The 20,519-nt window shown below is 70.9% G+C and carries 23 protein-coding genes; 10 read left to right on the top strand and 13 right to left on the bottom strand.

Annotated elements, in window-relative coordinates; all coding sequences use genetic code 11:
* From VM306_RS35205 to VM306_RS41495, 5 genes are all read right to left on the bottom strand, one after another.
* Positions 1 to 431, bottom strand: a 431-nt coding sequence (locus VM306_RS35205; protein ID WP_325522693.1) for an FAD-binding protein, incomplete at its 3' end; no start/stop codon positions are given.
* Between the two features lie 9 nt (positions 432 to 440).
* Positions 441 to 1,289: an ABC transporter permease gene (locus VM306_RS35200; protein ID WP_325522691.1), complete on the bottom strand. Its 849-nt coding sequence runs from the start codon at positions 1,287 to 1,289 to the stop codon at positions 441 to 443.
* Complete coding sequence (locus VM306_RS35195; protein ID WP_325522689.1) at positions 1,286 to 2,101, bottom strand: ABC transporter ATP-binding protein; 816 nt, start codon at positions 2,099 to 2,101, stop codon at positions 1,286 to 1,288. Before VM306_RS35195 ends, VM306_RS35200 begins: the two co-directional genes overlap by 4 nt.
* On the bottom strand, positions 2,098 to 3,102 hold the full coding sequence (locus tag VM306_RS35190; protein ID WP_325522687.1) for an ABC transporter substrate-binding protein: 1,005 nt from the start codon (positions 3,100 to 3,102) through the stop codon (positions 2,098 to 2,100). The genes VM306_RS35195 and VM306_RS35190 overlap by 4 nt, the downstream gene beginning before the upstream one ends.
* A 74-nt stretch (positions 3,103 to 3,176) precedes the next feature.
* Positions 3,177 to 3,260, bottom strand: coding sequence for a putative leader peptide (locus VM306_RS41495; RefSeq protein ID WP_414672493.1), 84 nt, complete (start codon positions 3,258 to 3,260; stop codon positions 3,177 to 3,179).
* Positions 3,261 to 3,468: 208 nt separating this feature from the next.
* Between VM306_RS41495 and VM306_RS35185 the strand changes: the two genes are divergently transcribed.
* Complete coding sequence (locus tag VM306_RS35185) at positions 3,469 to 4,422, top strand: TauD/TfdA family dioxygenase (RefSeq protein WP_325522685.1); 954 nt, start codon at positions 3,469 to 3,471, stop codon at positions 4,420 to 4,422.
* A gap of 123 nt (positions 4,423 to 4,545) precedes the next feature.
* On the opposite strand, the gene VM306_RS35180 is transcribed toward VM306_RS35185, so the two are convergent.
* The 4 genes from VM306_RS35180 to VM306_RS35165 are packed head-to-tail and all read right to left on the bottom strand — an operon-like array spanning position 4,546 to position 7,215.
* On the bottom strand, positions 4,546 to 5,049 hold the full coding sequence (locus VM306_RS35180; protein WP_325522683.1) for a glutathione peroxidase: 504 nt from the start codon (positions 5,047 to 5,049) through the stop codon (positions 4,546 to 4,548).
* Positions 5,046 to 5,882 carry a PaaX family transcriptional regulator C-terminal domain-containing protein gene (locus VM306_RS35175; RefSeq protein WP_325522681.1) on the bottom strand — a complete coding sequence of 279 codons (837 nt, stop codon included), beginning with the start codon at positions 5,880 to 5,882 and terminating at the stop codon, positions 5,046 to 5,048. The genes VM306_RS35180 and VM306_RS35175 overlap by 4 nt, the downstream gene beginning before the upstream one ends.
* Complete coding sequence (locus VM306_RS35170; RefSeq protein WP_325522679.1) at positions 5,872 to 6,762, bottom strand: fumarylacetoacetate hydrolase family protein; 891 nt, start codon at positions 6,760 to 6,762, stop codon at positions 5,872 to 5,874. Before VM306_RS35170 ends, VM306_RS35175 begins: the two co-directional genes overlap by 11 nt.
* Positions 6,763 to 6,795: 33 nt before the next feature.
* Positions 6,796 to 7,215: a RidA family protein gene (locus VM306_RS35165; protein WP_325522677.1), complete on the bottom strand. Its 420-nt coding sequence runs from the start codon at positions 7,213 to 7,215 to the stop codon at positions 6,796 to 6,798.
* A gap of 40 nt (positions 7,216 to 7,255) precedes the next feature.
* Between VM306_RS35165 and VM306_RS35160 the strand changes: the two genes are divergently transcribed.
* Genes VM306_RS35160 through VM306_RS35145 form a run of 4 tightly spaced genes read left to right on the top strand, consistent with a single transcriptional unit; the run spans position 7,256 to position 12,612 of the window.
* Positions 7,256 to 7,738, top strand: a complete 483-nt coding sequence (locus VM306_RS35160; protein ID WP_325522675.1) for a cupin domain-containing protein — start codon at positions 7,256 to 7,258, stop codon at positions 7,736 to 7,738.
* The gene (locus VM306_RS35155; RefSeq protein ID WP_325522673.1) at positions 7,735 to 8,634 is read left to right on the top strand and encodes an acyl-CoA thioesterase; all 900 of its coding nucleotides are present in this window, start codon (positions 7,735 to 7,737) and stop codon (positions 8,632 to 8,634) included. Before VM306_RS35160 ends, VM306_RS35155 begins: the two co-directional genes overlap by 4 nt.
* A gap of 25 nt (positions 8,635 to 8,659) precedes the next feature.
* The gene (locus VM306_RS35150; RefSeq protein WP_325522671.1) at positions 8,660 to 10,261 is read left to right on the top strand and encodes an AMP-binding protein; all 1,602 of its coding nucleotides are present in this window, start codon (positions 8,660 to 8,662) and stop codon (positions 10,259 to 10,261) included.
* On the top strand, positions 10,258 to 12,612 hold the full coding sequence (locus VM306_RS35145; RefSeq protein ID WP_325522669.1) for a bifunctional salicylyl-CoA 5-hydroxylase/oxidoreductase: 2,355 nt from the start codon (positions 10,258 to 10,260) through the stop codon (positions 12,610 to 12,612). Before VM306_RS35150 ends, VM306_RS35145 begins: the two co-directional genes overlap by 4 nt.
* Before the next feature lie 11 nt (positions 12,613 to 12,623).
* Here VM306_RS35145 and VM306_RS35140 read toward each other — a convergent pair whose 3' ends face one another.
* Complete coding sequence (locus VM306_RS35140) at positions 12,624 to 13,061, bottom strand: MarR family winged helix-turn-helix transcriptional regulator (protein ID WP_325522667.1); 438 nt, start codon at positions 13,059 to 13,061, stop codon at positions 12,624 to 12,626.
* Between the two features lie 70 nt (positions 13,062 to 13,131).
* Here VM306_RS35140 and VM306_RS35135 point away from each other — a divergent pair, with 70 nt between their 5' ends.
* The 4 genes from VM306_RS35135 (at position 13,132) to VM306_RS35120 (ending at position 17,343) form a co-directional block, all read left to right on the top strand.
* Positions 13,132 to 14,076, top strand: coding sequence for an NAD(P)-dependent oxidoreductase (locus VM306_RS35135; RefSeq protein WP_325522665.1), 945 nt, complete (start codon positions 13,132 to 13,134; stop codon positions 14,074 to 14,076).
* 89 nt (positions 14,077 to 14,165) lie between these two features.
* Positions 14,166 to 15,539 (top strand): MFS transporter, encoded by a 1,374-nt coding sequence (locus VM306_RS35130; RefSeq protein WP_325522663.1) that lies wholly within the window; start codon positions 14,166 to 14,168, stop codon positions 15,537 to 15,539.
* Positions 15,540 to 16,289, top strand: coding sequence for an isocitrate lyase/phosphoenolpyruvate mutase family protein (locus tag VM306_RS35125; RefSeq protein ID WP_325522661.1), 750 nt, complete (start codon positions 15,540 to 15,542; stop codon positions 16,287 to 16,289).
* Between the two features lie 64 nt (positions 16,290 to 16,353).
* Entirely contained in the window at positions 16,354 to 17,343 is a 990-nt protein-coding gene (locus VM306_RS35120; RefSeq protein WP_325522659.1) for an RNA polymerase subunit sigma-70, read from the top strand.
* A 56-nt stretch (positions 17,344 to 17,399) separates the two neighbouring features.
* Here VM306_RS35120 and ppk2 read toward each other — a convergent pair whose 3' ends face one another.
* Positions 17,400 to 18,356, bottom strand: a complete 957-nt coding sequence (ppk2, locus tag VM306_RS35115; protein ID WP_325522657.1) for a polyphosphate kinase 2 — start codon at positions 18,354 to 18,356, stop codon at positions 17,400 to 17,402.
* An 83-nt stretch (positions 18,357 to 18,439) separates the two neighbouring features.
* Between ppk2 and VM306_RS35110 the strand changes: the two genes are divergently transcribed.
* Positions 18,440 to 18,700: a DUF3253 domain-containing protein gene (locus VM306_RS35110; RefSeq protein WP_325522655.1), complete on the top strand. Its 261-nt coding sequence runs from the start codon at positions 18,440 to 18,442 to the stop codon at positions 18,698 to 18,700.
* Between the two features lie 30 nt (positions 18,701 to 18,730).
* On the opposite strand, the gene VM306_RS35105 is transcribed toward VM306_RS35110, so the two are convergent.
* Positions 18,731 to 20,197, bottom strand: a complete 1,467-nt coding sequence (locus VM306_RS35105) for a catalase (protein WP_325522653.1) — start codon at positions 20,195 to 20,197, stop codon at positions 18,731 to 18,733.
* A gap of 20 nt (positions 20,198 to 20,217) precedes the next feature.
* The coding region (locus VM306_RS35100; protein ID WP_325522651.1) for a Fur family transcriptional regulator at positions 20,218 to 20,519 on the bottom strand (302 nt) is incomplete at its 5' end.

Raw genomic sequence — 20,519 nt, 5'->3', positions numbered from 1 at the left:
TCGGCGACCGGGCTGTGGTCGAGGATCGTGACCCCCGCCCGTGTGACGCGGATCCGCTGGCGCCGCATGTACTCCGGGCCCTGCAGCCCGGTGCGCAGCGGTGTGCCGTCCGGTGCGACGGGGAACGGGTAGCGGCCCGCGCCGGCCAGTTCGTTGATCCGCTCGTAGGTCTCGTCGAGCACCCTGGCCATCCACCGGCGGTCGGCGAGGTAACCGCCCAGCGCCTCGCGGCTGGCCATGGCCGCCTCGCGCGCCTTCTCCTCCGGGGGCACGTACCAGACGCCGGTGCCGACGGACGCGGTCGCACCGCTGGTCCCGCAGTAGCCCTTGTCCGCCAGCACGACCGAGGCGCCTTGTTCGGAGGCCTTCAAAGCGGCCCACGTGGCGGCAGGCCCGCCACCCACCACCAGTACGTCAGCTGTGAGCGTCATCGTGTCTCCTCATGCTCCGACCGGGACGCGCCAGGAGGTGAAGCGGCGCTCCAGGCCGACCAGCACCTGGTTGAACAGCACGCCGATGGCGGAGATCGTGATGATCCCCGCGTACATCTGCGGGATCGCGAAGTTGAACTGCGAGGCGTTGATCAGGTAGCCGAGGCCGGCCTTGGCGCCGACCATCTCCGCGGCCACCAGCACGAGGATCGACACCGCGCCCGCGAGCCGGATGCCGGTGAACACCGTCGGCACCGACGCGGGCAGGATCACCTTCTGGAACAACCGGAACCCCGACAGGTCCACCGACCTCGCGAGCCGCAGCAGGACCGGGTCGACCGCCCGCACGGCGCTGATCGTGTTGAGCAGCACCGGCCAGGCGCAGGCGTAGAAGACGATCGCGATCTTCGACGTCTCGCCGATGCCCAGCAGCAGCACGAACACCGGCAGCAACGCGAGCGCGGCGGTGTTGCGGAACACCTCCAGCAGCGGGCCGAGCAGCGTCGCCACCGGCTTGTACCAGCCGATGAGCAGGCCGAGCGGCACAGCGGCGGCGACCGCGAGACCGAAGCCCGACAACGACCTCACGAGGCTCGCCTGCGTGTTGTCCAGCAGCTTCCCGCTGACCGCGAGGTCCCACCAGGCCCCGAGGACGGTGGAGAACGGCGGGAGGAACGTGGCGTCGACGAGACCGAGCCGGGGCGCGGCCTCCCACACCGCCAGCAGCACCGCGATGGCGGCGACCTTGCCGATGCCGGTGAGCAGGGCGTCGGCGACCCGCGAGACGGTCCGCCGCGGCCGACTGCGCGGCGGGGTGGGACGACTGGTCTGCGGCGGGGTCTCCAGCAGCGCGGTCATGCTCCCACCACCTCCTTCTCCTGGAGTTGTGCGCGGGAGACCTCGTCGTGCAGCAGGTCCCAGATGCGGTGGCGGTAGCGGGCGAACTCGGTGCTGGACCGCAGGTCGGCCTGCCGGGTGCGGTCACCGAGGTCGATGGCCACGGTCTCCTTGACCCGGCCGGGGCGCGAGGTCAGCACGACCACCCGCTGGCCGAGGTGGACGGCCTCGTCGATGGAGTGGGTGATGAACACGACGGTCTTGCCGGTGCGCTGCCAGATGCGCAGCAGCTCGTCCTGCAACGACTCGCGTGTCTGCGCGTCGAGCGCGGCGAACGGCTCGTCCATCAGCAGCACCTGCGGGTCGTAGGCGAGGCTGCGGGCGATCGCGACGCGCTGCCGCATCCCGCCGGACAGCTGGTGCGGGTGCCGGTCCTCGAACCCGGTCAGCCCCACCAGGTCGAGGAACTCCCGGGCGCGGCCCGTCCGCTGCCGCCGCGGCACTCCCGTGGCCTCCAGGCCGAACTCGACGTTGCCCAGCGCGGTCCGCCACGGCAGCAGCGCGTACTGCTGGAACACGATGCCGCGGTCCAGGCCCGGCCCGGTGACCCGCTCGCCGTCCAGGAGGATCTCGCCCTCGGTCGGCGCCGTGAGACCGCCGAGCAGGTCGAGCAGCGTCGACTTGCCACAACCGCTGGGACCGACCAGCACGACGAACTCGCCGCGTTCGACGTCGAGGTCGATGTCGTCGACCGCGGTGAACTGGGTGAGCTGCCGGCGGACCTTGACCTCGAACCGCTTGGTGACGCCGCGGAAGGCGATGTGCGCGCTCATCGGGCGAGCTCGTTGTACTCGTTGGTGTACAGGCCGGTGAGCTCCACCTGGTCCTTGGTGATCTCCCCGCGTTCGGCGAGCCAGTCGACCCAGATGGACAGCTCCTCGTCGAGGATCTTGCCGCCCTTCTCGGCGACACCGGTGGACTTCCAGTACTTCAGCGCCGCCGGGTCCTCGTTGCGTCCGCGCCGGGTGAGGATCTCGACCTTGCGGGCGACCACCTGCTCACGTGGTGTGGTCCGGCTCCACTCGATCGCCTTGGCCACCCCGCTGACGAACGACCGGACCGTGCCGGGGTTGTCCCGCAGGAACTTCTCGGTGAACACGTAGGTGCCGGCGGTGAACGGGCCGAGCAGGTCGAAGTCGGAGAACAGCTTGCGGACACCGCCCTTCTCCAACGCCTTGTCGCGCAGGATCCCGCCGAGCACGCCGACCTCGATCTGCTTCTGCCGCACCGACTGCTCGGTGTTGACCGGCGGCACGACGATCGGCTCGACCTTCTTGACCTCGTCCAGGCTCAGCCCCGCGCGCTTGAGGTAGATGCCGAGCATCGCCTCGTGGTGCGCGCCGAGCGTGTTCATCCCGACCTTCTTGCCCAGCAGGTCGCGGGCTGTCCTGATCGGACTGTCGTCGAGCGTGTAGAAGCCGCTGTAGGCGTTCTCGTCCGAGCCGTAGTAGCCGATCACCGACCGGATCGGCGCCCCGGCGGCCTTGAGCTTGACCACCGCCCCGTTGAACGCGCCGCCGAAGTCGACCTGCCCGGTCGCGGCGGACTGGATGTCCTGCGGGCCGCTGATGGTGTTGCCGACCCACTCGAGCTTCACGTCGCCCAGGTACCCGAGGTCGGCGGCCAGCTCGGGGAGCGTCACGTCGCCCGCCCAGCCCTGGTAGCGCAAGGTCTTGGTCTCGGCGCCCGCACCGGCCGCGGTCGAGCAGCCGACGGTCGCCGCTGTCAGTCCGAGCAGGGAGAGGCCTAGGAAGTTCCGTCGCGTGGTGGTCACGGCAGGTCCTTTGCTGAAGGGAAGAACGGGCACGCCGAAGAAGCGGGACTGTTCGTCCCGTGTGGAGTGTTGGTTCAGCGACCGGCGCGACAGAACGCGCTGGCGTGCCGTCGAAGATCGACGTGCCGGCGCTCGGTGAGATAGGCGGCTTGGCTCACGACCGAAGGGTCACATCCGGTTTCGGCCCGGTCAACGGCTCCCACATCATGGTGGAGGGGCTGGACGAGGCCGCTTATCTTCCACGCTGGAAGAAAGTCCGGCGTTCCAGCAGCTGGGAACACCGAACTTCCTGGCGCCGCACTGTTGCGGCGGCCGCGCGGGCCTCAGCACTGTGGGGGCAGGCCCTTCTGCGAAAGGAACTCCGCGATGACCGCACAACTCTCGGACACCGTTGCCGTTCACAAGCTGGGCACCGTTCACAAACTGGGCACCGTTCACAAGCTGGGCGCGGGGATCGGTGCGCGGATCGACGGCGTCCGGCTCGGCGGCGACCTGCCGGCGGACACCGTCGCCGAGGTCAGGGCGGCGTTGCTGGCCAACAAGGTCGTGTTCTTCTCCGGCCAGCACCACCTCGACGACGCGGGCCAGCTCGCGTTCGCGCGCCTGCTCGGCGAACCGACCCTGGCCCACCCCACCGTGAGGGGCGAGCAGCACGCCAACGTCCTGGCGATCGACTCGCGGCACGGCAAGGCCAACAGCTGGCACACCGACGTCACGTTCGTGGACCGCGTCCCCGCGATCAGCATCCTGCGCGCGGTCGAGCTCCCGCCCTACGGCGGCAACACGGTGTGGGCGAACACCGCCCGCGCCTACGCCGAGCTCCCCGAGGCCCTGAAGGCACTGGCCGACCGCCTGTGGGCGGTGCACACCAACCTCTACGACTACGCCGCCCAGGTCGACGAGACCCGCATCGGCGGCATCGACGTGAAGGAGCAGACCTACCGCGACGAGTTCGAGTCGCTGCGCTACGAGACCGAGCACCCGGTCGTGCACGTGCACCCCGAGACCGGCGAACGGGCCCTGCTGCTGGGCCACTTCGTGAAGCGGATCGTCGGCGTGAGCACCGCGGAGTCGCGGGCGATCTTCGACCTGCTGCAGAACCGCATCACCAGGCTCGAGAACACCGTGCGCTGGCAGTGGTCCGACGGCGACGTGGCGATCTGGGACAACCGCGCCACCCAGCACTACGGCGTGGCCGACTACGACGACGTCCGCCGCCGCCTGAACCGGATTACCATCGCGGGCGAGGTGCCGGTGAGCGTCGAGGGCGTGGCGAGCACGACTGTCGTGGGGGACGCGGCGCACTTCTCACAGGTCTGACGACGGGCCGTCCCAGGGGCTCGGCCTGCCCGCGGCACCCCGGTCGTCCATCGCGACCGGGGCTGCCGGTGGCCGGGTCCCGCGTTCTGCCGGACCGCGCGGCGGCGGTCCGGCAGAACCGCGTCAGCGCAGCGCGGCCTCGATCGCCTCGATCACCGCGGCGTCCTCGGGCTCCGTCCGCGGCCGGAACCGGGCGAGCACCTCCCCGTCCCGCGACACGAGGAACTTCTCGAAGTTCCACCGCACGTCGCCCGTGGTGCCGTCGGCGTCGGCGTGCCCGGTCAGCTCCCGGTAGACGGCGTGCCGGTCAGGGCCGTTGACCTCGATCTTCTCGTACAGCGGGAACGACACCCCGTACGTGGCCGAGCAGAAGGTGGCGATCTCCTCGGAGGTGCCCGGCTCCTGGCCCATGAACTGGTTGCACGGGAAGCCGGCCACGGTGAAGCCCTGCGGGCCGTACTTCTCCTGGAGCCGCTCCAGGCCGGCGTACTGCGGGGTCAGGCCGCAGCGCGAGGCGACGTCGACGACGAGCGCCACCTTGCCGCGCAACGCGCTCAGGTCGCCCGGTTCACCCGCGAGAGTGCTGACCGGGATGTCGTAGATCTCCCGTGCCACCAAGGTGGTCATCGGCCGTGGATCACGGCCAGCGCGTGTTCGCGGGCCGGGGCGCTCAGCGTGGTGTTCAGCTTCTCGAACAACGCCTCCGCCGTCACGCCGTTCCAGCCCGGCGGCAGCAGGGACAGGGGAAGGCCCGGGTCGCTGTAGGGCAGGCGCCGCCACTGGGTGAGCATCGGCACGTACGTCTGGAAGGCTTGTTCCGGGGAGGTGGGAGCGGAGTCGGCGACGGGGCGGTGGCGGCGCAGGAAGTCCGCGTACAGGTCCGCCAGCTCGTCGAGGTCCCACCACGCGCGCACCTTCGAGCGCAGGTCGCCGAACGCGAAGTGCCGGCCGGTGAAGAGGTCGACGTACTCGGACAGACCGCGGCGTTCCAGGGTTCGCCGGGTCTCGCCCGCCAGGTTGCCCGGCGCCACCCACACGCCGGGCGCGGCGGTGCCGAAGCCCAGCTGGGTCAGGCTGGTGCGCAACGCGTGGCGCTTCTCGCGTTCCGACTCGGGCACGGAGAACACCACCACGACCCAGCCGTCCTCGGCGGTCGCGCGGCGGCGTTCGAAGATGCGCGTGTCGCCTTCCGCGAGTGTCTCCACGGTGGAGTCCGCGAGGGCGTAGCCGGCGGCGCCGTCACGGCGGTCGGCGACGACGACGCCGCGGCGCTTCAGGCGCGAGATCGACGACCGGACCGCCTGGCCCTCGACGCCGAGCTCCGCCATCAGCTGCACGACGGACGCCACCGAGAGCCAGTTGTCCTCGCCGCGCGCGTACAGGCCGAAGAGCGTGATGATGAGCGGACCGAGCCGGTCGCGCCCGGCCGGGGCGAGGTCCTGCTCGACGTCACCGTTCACCGCGAGGTTCAGCGCCCTCTCCTCCCTGGCCGAGATCCGTCAGGGTGACAGTGTTGCGCAGCTCGCCCAGCCCGCTCACCCGAGTCACCACCACGTCGCCGTCGCGCAGGAAGACCTGCGGCTCACGGGCGTTCCCGATGCCGCTGGGCGTGCCGGTGAGGACCACGTCCCCGGCGCGCAGGGTCATGCCGTGGCTCAGCTCGGCGATGATCCGGGCGAACGAGAACGCCATCTGCGCGCTGGACGCGTTCTGCAGCAGCACGCCGTTGACCTCGCACTGCACCCGCAGATCCGCGAGGTCGTCCACGGAGTCCGTGGTGGTGATCCACGGGCCGAGCGGCATCGTGCGGTCGAGGCTCTTGCCCTTGAGCCACTGCCCGCCGTGCGCGCGTTGGAGGTCGCGCTGCGAGACGTCGTTGGCGACGAGGAACCCGAACACGTGGTCCAGGGCCTTCTCCTCGGGGATCGACCGGCCGTCGCGGCCGATGACCAGGGCGATCTCGGCCTCGTAGTCCCACTTCTGTGACAACGCGGGGTCGTAGGCGATGTCGTCGGCCGGTCCGATGACCGTGTCCGGGCCCTTGGTGAAGAACGCCGGACGCTCCGGGACGGACACGGGGTCCTGCCCCTCGCGCCTGCCCTTCGACTCCTCGAAGTGGTCGAGGTAGTTCCAGCCGGTGCACAGGACGTCGCGGTTGAACCGGTGCAGCGGTGACTCCAGGCGGACCCCGGACAGCGGCAGGACCTCGCCGCGGGCACCGACCGGCCCGCCCCGGACCACGTCGTCGACGGTGGTGGCCAGCAGCGTGACCGACTGCTCCGCCTCGTCCACGAGACCCGCATGGCGCACACCGCCGACGGTCAGGGATGCCAGCTTCATCGCGCTCCCATTTCGATGATCATGAAAACGCAATCACGGCTGCGGAGTGATCAGCCGGTCTTCCGGGATCACCGCCACGCCGAGGATCTCGATCAGCGCCTCCGGCTGCCACAGCGCGGTGCAGCCGATGCCCGCCATGGCCGGGTAGACGGGGCCGGCGAGCTCGCGCCACACCTTGCCGATCTCCTTGCCGTGCGCCTGGTAGTCCGGGATGTCCGTGAGGTAGATCGTGATGCTGACCAGGTCCTCCGGCTCGCCGCCCGCCGCGCGCAGCGTCGTCAGCACGTTGCCGAACGCCTGGCGGAACTGCTCGACGATGCCGCCGGGGACGATCCTCGTGCCGGCGTCGAGGGCGGTCTGCCCTCCCAGGTGGAGCACGGTGCCGGCGAGCGTGCCGTGGGAGTAGCCGCTCGGGGTGGGAAGGCTGGCGGGGTTCACCGCTAGGGGCCTCATGCGTATTGACAATATCTGACGACGGTGAAGAATGCGATATATGGAGCCCGACCTCAGCAAGTACCGGCTCGAAGGCGACAACTCGGCGTACCGGCTGCCCAGCGGGCTCGTCGCGCCGGTGGTGACGCGCGGCGGCGCCGAGAACCCGGACACCGCGAACTCCGGTGGCGCGATCCGGATCTCGGGCGTGAGCATCCAGCACACCCCGGCCACGCGGCTGTGGTTCGGCAAGGTCACCAACGAGCCGGGCTACCGCTCGGTGACCCACCACCACGGCGAGGCCGAGACCGGCGGGTACGTGCTGTCCGGCCGCGCGCGGATCTACTTCGGCGAGAGGTTCGAGGACTACGTCGACATGGCGGAGGGCGACTGGGTGTTCGTGCCGCCGTTCATGCCGCACATCGAGTGCAATCTCGACCGGAACAGGCCGCTCACGTGGATGACCACGCGGACGCCGGAGAACATCGTCGTCAACCTCGACGACGTGCCTGACGAGGACTTGCGCGACTGGCTGACCCGATGACGGCCGGGACGATCACCTCCGAGGTCTTCACGACCGCCATCACGCTGACGCCGGTCGCGCCGCGGCACTTCGACCTGGCGTTCACCGCCGTCACCCAGCCCTGCCCGTGGCCCAAGGCGTACGGGGGAGACCTGGTCGCCGCCGCGGCGGCCGCGGCCATGCGCTCCGTGACCGACGGCAAGTCGTTGCACTCGATGCACAGCTACTTCCTGCGCCCGGCCGACATCGGCGCCGAGGTGCGCTACGAGGTGGAGGTGCTGCGCGACGGCCGCGGCTACAGCACCCGGCAGGTCCGCGGCTACCAGAACGGCAAGCCCCTCTACGCCTGCCTCGCGAACTTCGCCGCCGGGGGACCGGGCGGCAGTTTCCAGTCGCCCGCCGAGGATCTGCCCGAGCCGGAAAGCCTGCCCAGCACGGCGGACTACCTCACCGGCCGCAGCGGCGGCACGATGACCGAGGAGTCGAAGGACTACTGGTCCGGTGGCCGCGGCTTCGACATGCGGCACGTGCCCGGTCCCGTCTACCTGGCGGTCGACGGCGAGAAGGTCCCGCACCAGGCGGTGTGGATCAAGCCGTTCGACCCGCTGCGCCCGGTCGACGGGCTGACCGGCGCGCAACGGGACCTCGCCGCGCTGGCCTACGTCTGCGACTACACGATCCTCGAACCCGTCCTGCGCGTGCTCGACCTGCCGTGGGCCCGGCCGGGACTGGTCACCGCGAGCCTGGACCACGCCATGTGGTTCCACCGGGAAGGCCCGATCGGAGACTGGCTGCTCTACGCGCAGGAAGCGGTCGCCGCCGACGCGGGCCGCGGACTCGGACACGGTCGCTTCTTCACCCGCGACGGGCTCCACCTCGCCACCGTTGCCCAGGAGGGCATGGTCCGCGCTTCCTGACCCGCCGCCCGCGGAAGGACTCACGATGGACACCTTCGCCCGCGACCACCTCCCGCCCGCCGCGCTGTGGCCGGTGATCGAGTTCACGACGCCGGAGCTGGCCTACCCGGACCGCCTCAACGCCGCGACCGAGCTGATCGACGTCCCGGCGGCGGTGTTCGGTCCGGACCGCCCGGCGTTGCGGACGCCGGAGGGGGAGGTGTGGTCCTACGGCGAGCTGCGGACCCGCGCCGACCAGGTGGCCCAGGTGCTGACCGAGGACCTCGACCTCGTTGCGGGGCAACGGGTCCTGCTGCGTTCGCCCAACAACCCGTGGACCGTGGCCGCGTGGCTCGGCGTGCTGAAGGCCGGGGGAGTCGTGGTGACCACGATGGCCGCGCTGCGCACCCGTGAGCTCGCGCCCGTCGTGGAGCGGACTCGTCCGGCGGTCGCGCTGGTGGACCCGCGGTTCGCCGAGGACGTCCGCGCCTTCCCCGAACTGGCGGTGGTGGACTACGACGACCTCGCGGCGCGGGCCGCGGCGAAGTCCGGGGAGTTCACCGCCGTGGACACCGCGGCCGACGACGTGGCGCTGCTGGCGCCCACGTCCGGGAGCACCGGGTCGCCGAAGATCACCGCCCACTTCCACCGCGACGTCCTGTCGATCGACAACACGTTCGGCCGCCACGTGCTGCGGTTGACGGCGGACGACCTCGTCGCCTGCACGGCGCCGTTCGCGTTCACGTTCGGGCTCGGCATGCTCGTCGTGTTCCCCTTACGGGCGGGCGCGTGCGCTCTGCTGACCGAGGCCGCGACACCGTTGCGGCTCGCGGACCTCGTCGCCGAGCACGGGGTCACGGTGCTCGCCACGGCGCCCACCGCGTACAAGGCGATCCTGCGTGCAGGCGCCGAGGACAAGCTCCGCGGACTGCGCGGCGCGGTGTCGGCCGGTGAACACATCCCGCGCGAGACCTGGGAACGGCTGCGCGACCGGCTCGGGCTCCGGGTGATCGACGGCATCGGCGCCACAGAGCTGTTGCACATCTTCATCTCCGCCGCGGGCGACGACATCCGGCCCGGCGCCACCGGCAAGCCGGTGCCGGGCTACCGCGCCACCGTCCTCGGCGCCGACGGCCTCGAACTCGGCCCCGGCGAGCCCGGACGCCTCGGCGTCATCGGCCCCGTCGGCTGCCGCTACCTCGACGACCCCCGTCAGAAGGACTACGTGGTGAGCGGCTGGAACGTCACCGGCGACGTCTTCCACCGCGACGAGGACGGCTACTTCCACTACCACGCCCGCAGCGACCACATGATCGTCTCGTCCGGGTACAACATCGGCGGGCCGGAGGTCGAGGAGGCCGTCGAGACCCACCCCGACGTGCTGGAGTCCGCCGTCGTCGCCAAGCCCGACGACGAACGCGGCTCGGTCGTGTGCGCGTTCGTGGTGCTGCGGGACGGCGTGACCGCCGACGCCGCCAAGGCGCGGGAGATCCAGGACCACGTCAAGCGGACCATCGCCCCGTACAAGTATCCGCGCGAGGTCCGGTTCCTGACCTCGTTGCCGCGCAACGCGAGCGGCAAGCTGCAGCGGTTCGCGCTGCGCCGGTTCTTCGAAGGCCAGGTCGCAGAGGACGAGGTGCTCGCATGAAGATCGCCGTCGTCGGGGGTGGTCCCGGTGGCCTCTACCTCGCCGCGCTGATGAAGCAGCTCGACCCGGCGCACGAGGTGACCGTGTGGGAGAGGGACGCCGCGGACGTCACGTTCGGGTTCGGCGTGGTGTTCTCCGACGAGACGCTCGGCGGCATCGAGAACGCCGATCCCGAGTTCGCCGCCGCCATGTCGCGCCGGTTCGCGCGGTGGACGGACATCGACATCCACTACCGCGGCTCCACGCACACCGTTGGCGGGCAGGGGTTCGCCGCGATGAGCCGCAATGACCTGCTCGGCCTGTTGCAGCAGCGGTGCCACGACCTCGGTGTGGTGGTGCGCTTCTCGACGCCCGCGCCCGATCTCGGTCTCCTTCGCGGGTCCCACGACCTGGTCGTCGGCGCGGACGGCGTGAACTCGCTGGTTCGACAGTCCTCTTCGGACGTCTTCCGCCCTGTTCTCGACCGGCGGCACAACAGGTACATGTGGCTCGGCACGGACCTCGTCTTCGAGGCGTTCCAGTTCTTCATCAAGGACACCGAGTGGGGCACCATGCAGGTGCACGGCTACCCGTACTCCGACACCGGGTCCACGTTCATCGTCGAGATGCACGAGGACGTCTGGCGGCGGGCCGGGTTCGACACCGCCGAGGAGTTCCCGCCGGGTGTCTCGGACGAGCGCGCCGTCGCACGGATCCGCTCGGTGTTCGCGGACGAGCTGGCCGGGCACCGGGTGTTCGCCAACAACTCCAAGTGGCTCGGCTTCACCACCGTCCGCAACGAGCGCTGGCACCACGGCAACCTCGTCCTCGTCGGCGACGCCGCCCACACCGCGCACTTCTCGATCGGCTCCGGCACCAAGCTCGCGATGGAGGACTCGCTCGCCCTCGCCGCGTGCCTGCACGAGCACCGCGACGTCGAAGCAGCGCTGACCGCCTACGAGGCTGAGCGCCGCCCCGTCGTCGAGTCGACGCAACGAGCGGCGCAGGCGTCGCTGGAGTGGTTCGAGAACATCGGCATGTACTCGGAGCAGGAGCCGGCCCGGTTCTGCTTCAACCTGCTGACCCGGTCGCGCCGGATCACCTACGACAACCTCCGCACCCGCGACCCGGAGTTCGCCGACCGCGTCGACGCCGCTTTCGCGTCCTCGCAAGGGCTTCCGGACGTCGTCCCGGCGATGTTCCAGCCGTTCCGGCTCGGCCGGCTGGAGCTGGGGAACCGGGTGGTCGTCTCGCCGATGGACATGTACTCGGCCGTCGACGGCGTGCCGGGCGACTTCCACCTCGTCCACCTCGGATCGAAGGCGATGGGAGGCGCCGGGCTGGTGATGACCGAGATGGTGTGCGTGTCGCCAGAAGGCCGCATCACGCCCGGCTGCACCGGTCTGTGGACCGACGGGCAACGCGACTCGTGGGAGCGCATCGTGTCGTTCGTGCACTCCCGGAGCACCGCCCGGATCGGTCTGCAGCTGGGGCACTCCGGCCGCAAGGGCTCGACCCGGCTGATGTGGGAGGGCATGGACGAGCCGCTGGACTCCGGCGGCTGGGACGTCGTCGGTCCCTCGGCCCTGCCGTACGGGCCGGGGTCGGCGGTGCCCGTGGAGCTCGACCGCGCCGCGCTGGACCGGATCACCGCCGAGTTCACCGCCGCCGCCCGCCGCGGCGCCGACGCGGGTTTCGACCTGCTCGAACTGCACTGCGCGCACGGCTACCTGCTGTCGTCGTTCCTCTCGCCGATCGCGAACCAGCGGACCGACGAGTACGGCGGCCCGCTGGAGAACCGGCTGCGGTTCCCGCTGGAGGTGTTCGACGCCGTCCGTGCCGTGTGGCCCGCGGAACGGCCGATGATCGTGCGCATCTCCGCGACCGACTGGGTGCCCGACGGCAACACCGAACACGACGCCGTGGAGATCGCCCGCGCCTTCGTGGCCCACGGCGCGGACGCGATCGACGTCTCGACGGGCCAGGTCACGGCGTCGGAACGCCCGGCCTACGGCCGCTCGTACCAGACCCCTTTCGCGGACCGGATCCGTCACGAGGTGGCGGGCGCGGCCGTCATCGCGGTCGGTGCCATCGCCTCCTACGACGACGTGAACTCCATCCTGCTGGCGGGCCGAGCCGACCTGTGCGCGATCGGCCGCACACACCTCTACGACCCGCACTGGACCCTGCACGCCGCGGCTGAACAGGGGTTCACGGGTGCCGAGTGGCCCGTCCAGTACCGGGCGGGCAGCCGCAAACCGCCTTCGGCGCGCACCGACGCGGTCCGGCCGCGGTTGTCGTTGCTGCGGGCGGAGCCGGAGGACAGGAACGTGCACGTGCGCTGGAAGCCCCAGCTGGGTTCGGCCGGGTAGGCGGGCCAGGGTCAGTTCTCCACGAGGGCGCGCAGCGTCCGGCGGAGCTGGTCCGTCGCATTCGGACTGATCCCGGCCAGGAACGCGGTCTCGGCCTTCCGGTGCGCCACCCGCGCCGCGTCGTAGGTCCGCATCCCCTGGTCGGTGAGCGCGACGACGTTCCTGCGCCGGTCCGCGGGGTCCGGTCGCCGCGTGATGACGCCCTTGCGCTCGAGCACGTCCAGCAACGCCACCATCGTGGTGCGGTCGATGCCGAGCGTCTGCGCCACCTGCAGCTGCGACGCCGGTTCCCGGTGCGCCAGGACCCGGAGCGTCCCGAACTCCTTGCTGTCGATCCCCAGCGGCTCGAGCGCCGCGTCCGTCAACGCCGTGAGCTTCAGGGTCGCGTGCTTGAGGAGGTATCCCAGGACCTCGTGCGGGTCGGCGGTGGTGCTCGGCTCGGTGGACACGGCTCCCATCTTAGGCTTAGTCTGATCGTCAGTACTGCTGACGATCAGACTTACTGCGAAAGGCGCGACCATGATCCTCGTGACCGGAGGGCTCGGCTTCATCGGCTCCCACACCGTCCGCGCCCTCACCGACGCCGGCGAGGAGTGCGTTCTGCTCCAGCGCCGCACCCCGCAGGTCCCCCCGCACATGGCCGGCCTGCCCGTCCACGTCGTCCAGGCCGACGTCGCCGACCTCGACGCCCTGCTCGCCGTGGGCCGGCGGTACCCGATCACCGGGATCGTGCACCTCGCCGTCGCTCTGCCGTGGCCGGTGACCGACACCGACCCGATCGAGGCCACGGGGGCAGCACTGGACGCGTTCCTCAACATCGTCCGCGCCGCGCAGGCCTGGGGTGTGCGCCGTGTCGTGACCGCGAGCACCATCGGCGTCTACGGCTTCGGCTCCGAAGGCGCGCTGACCGAGGACGTGCCGATTCCCCTGGGGCACTTCCACCCCATCCCGACGTTCAAGAAGGTCACCGAACTGCTCGCCGGTCACCTCTCGGACGTGACCGACGTGGACATCGTCAACGCACGCGTCTCCGGCACCTGGGGGCCCGGCGGCCACCTGCCCGACCCGTTCTTCGCCGCACCCTCCCTGGCTCATGCCGCGGCCCGGCGTGGTGAACCCGACCTGTCCGGACTCATCGCGCCGCCGCACGCCGAGGACGCTCTCGACCTGCTCTACGTCAAGGACACCGGTCGCGCGCTCGCGCTGCTGCAGCTCGCCGAGAAGCTGAACCACTCCACCTACAACGTCGCCTCCGGTCATGCCACGAGCAACGCCGACGTCGCCACCGCGATCGGCTCCGTCGAGCCCGGCTTCCGGTGCGAACTCCCCTCGGCCGGAGACCGCCAGGTGAGCTGGCTCGACATCACACGCCTGCGTGAGGACACCGGGTTCGAGCCCCGGTACGACACCGCCGCGGCTGCCGCTGACTACATCGCCTGGCTGCGCGCGGGAAACCAGCGGTAACCCCCAACCGCCCCCGGCTGACTCCGGCACCGATTCCTTCTGCCGCCTCCTCGGGTCCGCACCTCCGAAGAGCGCAGAAGGAGGGCCAAGTGCCGACCGAGACGAAGACCGCGGGCGAACCGGCGGTCGAGGGAAGAACCAGGACCTGGGTGCTCGTGATCACCTCGGTCGCGTCGCTGATGGTCGTGCTCGACGCGCTGGTGGTCGCGACCGCGCTGACGGCGATCAGGACGGATCTCGGCGCCTCGCTCGCCGAGCTGGAGTGGACGGTCAACGCCTACGGGCTGAGCTTCGCCGTGCTGCTCATGACGGCGGCGGCCGTCGGGGACCGGTGGGGGCGCCGGAAGGTGTTCGCCGCCGGCGTGGCGGTGTTCGCGGGGGCGTCGCTGGTGTGTGCCGCGGCGCCGGACGTCGGGACGTTGATCGCGGGGCGGTTGCTGCAGGGTGCCGGGGCCGCGTTCGTCATGCCGCTCGCCCTCGCGTTGCTGAGCTCGGCCTTCCCGGGGGACCTCCGGCCGCGCGCGCTCGGTGTCTTCGCGAGCGTGAGCGGTGTGGCCGTCCCGCTGGGGCCTCTCGTCGGCGGCGCCGTGGTCGCGGGGGTGTCCTGGCAGTGGATCTTCTGGATCAACGTGCCGATCGGCGCCGCGCTGGTCTTCCTCGCCCTCACGAAGATCGGTGAGAGCCGGGGACCGGACAGCGCCGTCGACGTGCCGGGGCTGGTGCTCGCGGGCGCGGGGACGTTCGGGTTGATGTGGGCGCTGGTGCAGGGCGGTGTGGTGCCCGCGGTGGCCGGGGTCGCGGCGATGGTGCTGTTCGTCCTCTGGGAACGCCGTGCCGCCCACCCGATGCTGCCGCTGCACCTGTTCCGCTCGCGGAGGTTCTCCGCCGCCAACGTCGTGATCTTCTTCCACTGGGGTTCGGCGTTCGGGGTGGTGTTCTTCATGGCGCAGTTCCTGCAGACGGGGCTGGGGTACGGGCCGCTGGCCGCGGGGCTCGCGCTGGCGCCGTGGGGACTGACGACGGTGGTCGTCCCGCAGTGGGTCGGACGCAGGATCGGCCGGTTCGGTGAACGGCCCTTCATCGTGGCGGGGCTCGGCCTGCACGCCCTCGCGATGGTGTGGCTCGCGCTGGTCGCCGGTCCGGCGACCGGGTACGCGGCGATCGTGGCGCCGATGGTGCTCTCCGGAACGGGCATCGCCCTGTGCCTGCCCGCCGCGCAGAGCGCCGTGCTGACGTCGGTGGAACCGCGGTTCCTCGGCAAGGCCTCCGGCGCGTTCAGCTCGATGCGGCAGCTCGGCGGGGCGTTCGGTGTCGCGCTCCTCGTCGTGGGGTTCTCGAAGGCCGGGAGCCACGCGTCGGGCGAGGAGTTCTCCCGCGGCTTCACCGCCGCTGTCCTGACCGGTGCGGCGCTCGCGGTCGTGGGCGCGCTGGCCGGATCACTCATCCCGCGAAAGGTGCGATAGATGTCCGACCTCAAGGCGCACGCCGACCTGCTGCGCGAGCTGCACCACGGCTCGATGCTCGTGCTGCCGAACGCGTGGGACGAGCCCAGCGCGGAGCTGGTCGTGGAGCAGGGGTTCCCGGTCGTGGCGACGTCGAGCGCGGCCGTGGCGGACGTGCTCGGCCACGCGGACGGCGAGAAGGCGCCGTGGCGGGAGATGTTCGCGGCGGTCGCCCGGATCGCGCGGACCGTGCCCGTCCCGGTGACCGTGGACGCGGAGGCGGGGTACGGCCTGTCCGCGGGCGACTTCGTGGCCGCGCTCCTCGACGCCGGTGCCGTCGGGTGCAACCTGGAGGACACCGATCACCGGCGGGGAGGTCTGGTGGACGCCGGGGAGCAGGCGGACCGGCTCGCCGGGGTGCGCGCGGCCGCCGACGCCGCCGGGGTCCCGGTCGTGGTCAACGCCAGGATCGACGTGTTCCTGCCGTCGAGCGGGGTCGGGGAGTCCGAACGGCTGGCAGAGGCGCTCCGCCGGGCGCGTCTCTACCGCGCGGCGGGCGTCGACTGCGTCTACCCGATCGGCGGGTCGTCCGGGGACACCCTCCCGTCCCTGGTCGCGGAGGGTCCGGTCAACGGCAACACGACCGACGAGCTCGACCTGGAGGCGTTGAGGTCGCTGGGAGTGGCGAGGGTGTCGTTCGGTCCCCGCTTCTACCGGGCAGGAGGTCTGGCGACGATGCGCGACGCCCTCGAACGACTGGCCGCGCGGTAGCGATTCCTTTTCGCGGCCGGCGGTGTCCAATGGGTAGTTGACGACCCGCGACCAGGAGCGTGACGTGTCTGCCGAGGTGCTCCCACCGTTGACCAGCGTGCGGTTGCACGACGAGTTCGACCTGCTGCGACCGGGGCTGGTCGCGCACTGCTACCGGATGACCGGGTCGTACCAGGACGCCGAGGACGTCGTCCAGGACACGTACCTGCGGGCGGTGCGCGGCATGGCGGGGTTCGAGGGGCGGTCGTCGGTCAAGACCTGGCTGTACCGGATCGCGACGAACACGTGCGTCAGCGCGCTGTCCCACCGCAGCCGGCGCGTGCTCCCGGCCGGTCTCGGAGCACCCGAGACCGACCCGGACGTGCGAGTCCACTCCGACGCGTCCATCGCCTGGCTCGAACCGCTGCCCGACGCCCTGCTGCACCACCGCGACGACGAGCCGGGCGAGGTGGTCGTGCTGCGCGAGTCGGTGCGGCTCGCGCTGATCGCGGCACTGCAGTACCTGCCGGTGCGGCAACGGGCGGCGTTGCTGCTGCGGGAGGTCCTGTCGTGGTCGGCCGCCGAGATCGCGGAGACGCTCGGCGTCAGCGTTCCCGCGGTGAAGAGCCTGCTGCAACGGGCCCGCAGGCGGCTCGACGAGCTGGACCTGACGGACCTGCGACCCCGGCAGCCGGACCTCGAGCTCGAACGCGCGCTGCTCGACCGCTACGTCACGGCGTTCGAGGCGGGCGACTCCGCCGCCATCCGCGAGGTCATCCACGACGACTTCAGCCTCGAGGCCGTGCCGCACCCGGTGTGGTTCCGGGGCGTGCGGGTGTGCGTCCCGTTCCTGGAGAGGAACTTCGCCGCCAGGAACGGGGACGTCCGGATGCTGCCGACGAGGGCCAACGGCCAGCCCGCCGCGGCCGGGTACCGCCGCGACGGCTCCGGGGTCCTGCGCGCCGACTGCCTGTGGGTGCTGACCGTGGCCGGTGACCGGTTCTCGGGCTCCGTCAAGTTCGAGAACCCCGGCCTGGTCGTCGCCGCCGGCTTCCCGGAGCAGCTCCCGGGTTAGGGCGTGTCCCGTGCCTGTCGTCGAACGGACTCACGGGACGCTCCGGGTGCCGCGGCCTACTCCTCGGGGTGCAGGCCCGGACCGTGCTCGATGCTGTGGGCGATGGGCGTCGGGCTGAGCGCGGTGTCGTCCTCGCCCTCCTCCAGCAGCGTGGCCGCGGCGCCCACGACGCGGCCGTCCGGGGTGCCGACCACGTCGTGGTCCTTGTCGCCGTAGTCGAAGCGGGCGAGGACGCTGCGCATGGCCTCGATGCGGGCCCGCTTCTTGTCGTTGCTCTTCACCACGGTCCACGGCGCGATCTCCGTGTCCGTGACGCGCAGCATCGCGACCTTCGCCTCGGTGTAGTCGTCCCAGCGGTCGAGCGACTTGATGTCGTTGGGGCTGAGCTTCCACTGGCGCACCGGGTCGACCTGCCGGATCACGAACCGGGTCCGCTGCTCCTTGCGCGACACCGAGAACCAGAACTTCACGAGCAGCACGCCGTCCTCGACGAGCATCCGCTCGAACTGCGGCGCCTGCCGCATGAACCGCTCGTACTCGTCCTGGGCGCAGTAGCCCATCACGTGCTCGACGACGGCGCGGTTGTACCAGGAGCGGTCGAACAGGACGATCTCGCCGGCGGTCGGCAGTTCGCGGACGTAGCGCTGGAAGTACCACTCGCCGCGTTCCCGCTCACTCGGCTTCTCGAGGGCGACGATCCGCGCCCCTCGGGGATCGAGGTTCTCGGTGAACCGCTTGATGGTGCCGCCCTTGCCGGCGGCGTCACGGCCCTCGAACAGGATCACCAGCCGCTGCCCGGTCTCCCGCACCCAGTACTGCAGCTTCAGCAGCTCGATCTGCAGCAGCCGCTTCTGCCGGTCGTACTCCGGGCGGGACATGCGTTCGCTGAACGGGTAGTTCTCCCGCCAGGTGGTCACCTCGCGGCCGTCGGCGTCGAACAGCACCGGTTCGTCGGCATCCGGGAACTTGGCGGTGTAGCCGTCGACGAGCAGGTCGGGGAGATCGAGCGTCACGTCGGTCACGGAATCGTACATACCCGACGTAACGACGGGAAAAACCAGATTCGCGCCTCCCGCGCGCGGGTAGACCTTCACAGATGAGCGCGGTGGAACAGCGCCTGGAGCAGGCGATCCTGGACCTGGCCGGAGCACGCGGTCCGGCCAGGTCGATCTGCCCGTCGGAAGCGGCGCGCGCCGTGGGTGATGACGACTGGCGCGACCTCATGGAACCGACGCGCACCGTCGCCCGCGAGCTGGCGGCGCAGGGCCGTGTCGTGGTCACCAGCGGTGGAAAGGTGTTGTCGCCCAACGACGAGTGGCACGGTCCCGTGCGGATCAGTGCGGCGCCCACGGAATGAGCGCCGCACTCGAACCTCACAGGATGCTCCTCACAGGGCGCCGATCGCCTCGCACGCCTTGCGAACGCCCTCGCCGTAGGCGGGGTCCGCCTTGCCGCAGTGCTCGATGTGCTTCTCGACGGTCTCCTTCCGCGCACCCTTGATGGAGCGGGCGGTGTTGTCGAACAACGCCTGCTGCTGCTCGCCGGTCATGAGCCGGAAGAGGTCTCCCGGCTGCTGGAAGTAGTTGTCGTCGTCCTCGCGGAAGTCGAACCGGTCGGCGACCGCCCCGACCGCCTGCGCGGGGTCGGCGTGGGCGGGCTGCTCGGCCCAGCGGCCGAAGTTGTTCGGCTGGATGCCGGGGACACCGCCCTGGTTGCCGTCGACCCTCATCGCGCCGTCGCGGTGGTAGCTGTTGACCTGCCGTGCGCCGTTCGGGTGGTTGACCGGGATCTGGTGGTGGTTCACGCCGAGGCGGTAGCGGGCGGCGTCGCCGTAGGAGAACAGCCTGCCCTGCAGCATCTTGTCCGGGCTCAGCGAGATGCCGGGCACGACGTTGGCCGGGGTGAACGCGACCTGCTCGACGTCGGCGAAGTAGTTGTCCGGGTTGCGGTCCAGGCGCATCTCGCCGGCCTCGATCAGCGGGTAGTCCTTCTTGCTCCACACCTTGGTGAGGTCGAACGGGTGGAAGCGGTACCCGGCGGCGTCGGCCTCGGGCATGACCTGGACGTAGAGCTTCCACACCGGGAACTCGCCGCGTTCGATGGCGTCGTAGAGGTCGCGCTGGTGCGACTCGCGGTCGCGGCCGATCAACTGGCCCGCCTGCTCGTCGGTCAGGTTCTCGATGCCCTGCCGCGTGCGGAAGTGGAACTTGACCCAGTGCCGGACGCCGGCGGCGTTGATCATGCTGTAGGTGTGCGAGCCGAAGCCGTGCATGTGCCGGTACGAGCGCGGGATGCCCCGGTCGCTCATCACGATCGTCACCTGGTGCAGCGCCTCGGGCAGGTTCGTCCAGAAGCCCCAGTTGTTCTCGGGGTTGCGCAGGTTGGTGCGCGGGTCGCGCTTCACGGCGTGGGCGAGGTCGGGGAACTTCAGCGGGTCGCGGAAGAAGAAGACCGGCGTGTTGTTGCCGACCACGTCCCAGTTGCCCTCGGCGGTGTAGAAGCGGGTCGCGAAGCCGCGGATGTCCCGCTCGGCGTCGGCCGCACCGCGTTCGCCCGCCACCGTCGAGAACCGCACGAACATCTCGCACCGGTTGCCGGCCTCGCTGAACAGCGCGGCACTCGTGTAGGCCGTGAGATCGCCGGTGACCGTGAAGGTGCCGAACGCGCCGGAGCCCTTCGCGTGCATCCGCCGCTCCGGGATGACCTCGCGGTCGAAGTGGGCGAGCTTCTCCAGCAGCCACAGGTCCTGCAGCAGCACCGGGCCGCGGTGGCCCGCGGTCAGGCTGTTCTGGTTGTCGGCGACAGGGGCGCCGGCGGCCGTGGTCAGCGGGTCGGTGTTGTCTTCGAACGCCATCAGGGGAACCTTCTCCGATTTCAGTGAACGCCGGGCCGGCACTCGGGGCACAGACCCCAGTGCAGGACCTCGGACTCGTCGACGCGGAAGCCGTGCGTCCGCGTGTACCTGGGAAGTGCCGGGTCGCCTGCCCGCTCGACGTCGGCCACCGCGCCGCAGCCCCGGCACACCACGTGGTCGTGGTCGTGGCGGCGCAGCTCGAAGCGGGCCCGCTGGCCGGTTTCGAGCCGGCGCACCAGCCGGGCCCGCGCCAACGCCGTCAGCACGTCGTAGAGCGCCTGCGTGGACACGGATCCGAGCTCCTCGCGGACGATCCGCCCCA

Source organism: Lentzea sp. (genome assembly GCF_035525475.1).
Lineage (GTDB): Bacteria > Actinomycetota > Actinomycetes > Mycobacteriales > Pseudonocardiaceae > Lentzea.
This window is presented reverse-complemented; position numbering and strand designations above follow the sequence as displayed.

Coding starts and splice junctions, on each gene's coding strand:
- VM306_RS35200 (WP_325522691.1), bottom strand. CDS start 1,289: ATGACCGCGCTGCTGGAGACCCCGCCGCAGACCAGTCGTCCCACCCCG.
- VM306_RS35185 (WP_325522685.1), top strand. CDS start 3,469: ATGACCGCACAACTCTCGGACACCGTTGCCGTTCACAAGCTGGGCACC.
- VM306_RS35135 (WP_325522665.1), top strand. CDS start 13,132: ATGATCCTCGTGACCGGAGGGCTCGGCTTCATCGGCTCCCACACCGTC.
- VM306_RS35195 (WP_325522689.1), bottom strand. CDS start 2,101: ATGAGCGCGCACATCGCCTTCCGCGGCGTCACCAAGCGGTTCGAGGTC.
- VM306_RS35170 (WP_325522679.1), bottom strand. CDS start 6,762: ATGAAGCTGGCATCCCTGACCGTCGGCGGTGTGCGCCATGCGGGTCTC.
- VM306_RS35145 (WP_325522669.1), top strand. CDS start 10,258: ATGAAGATCGCCGTCGTCGGGGGTGGTCCCGGTGGCCTCTACCTCGCC.
- VM306_RS35160 (WP_325522675.1), top strand. CDS start 7,256: ATGGAGCCCGACCTCAGCAAGTACCGGCTCGAAGGCGACAACTCGGCG.
- VM306_RS35165 (WP_325522677.1), bottom strand. CDS start 7,215: ATGAGGCCCCTAGCGGTGAACCCCGCCAGCCTTCCCACCCCGAGCGGC.
- VM306_RS35155 (WP_325522673.1), top strand. CDS start 7,735: ATGACGGCCGGGACGATCACCTCCGAGGTCTTCACGACCGCCATCACG.
- VM306_RS35180 (WP_325522683.1), bottom strand. CDS start 5,049: ATGACCACCTTGGTGGCACGGGAGATCTACGACATCCCGGTCAGCACT.
- VM306_RS35150 (WP_325522671.1), top strand. CDS start 8,660: ATGGACACCTTCGCCCGCGACCACCTCCCGCCCGCCGCGCTGTGGCCG.
- VM306_RS35110 (WP_325522655.1), top strand. CDS start 18,440: ATGAGCGCGGTGGAACAGCGCCTGGAGCAGGCGATCCTGGACCTGGCC.
- VM306_RS35105 (WP_325522653.1), bottom strand. CDS start 20,197: ATGGCGTTCGAAGACAACACCGACCCGCTGACCACGGCCGCCGGCGCC.
- VM306_RS35125 (WP_325522661.1), top strand. CDS start 15,540: ATGTCCGACCTCAAGGCGCACGCCGACCTGCTGCGCGAGCTGCACCAC.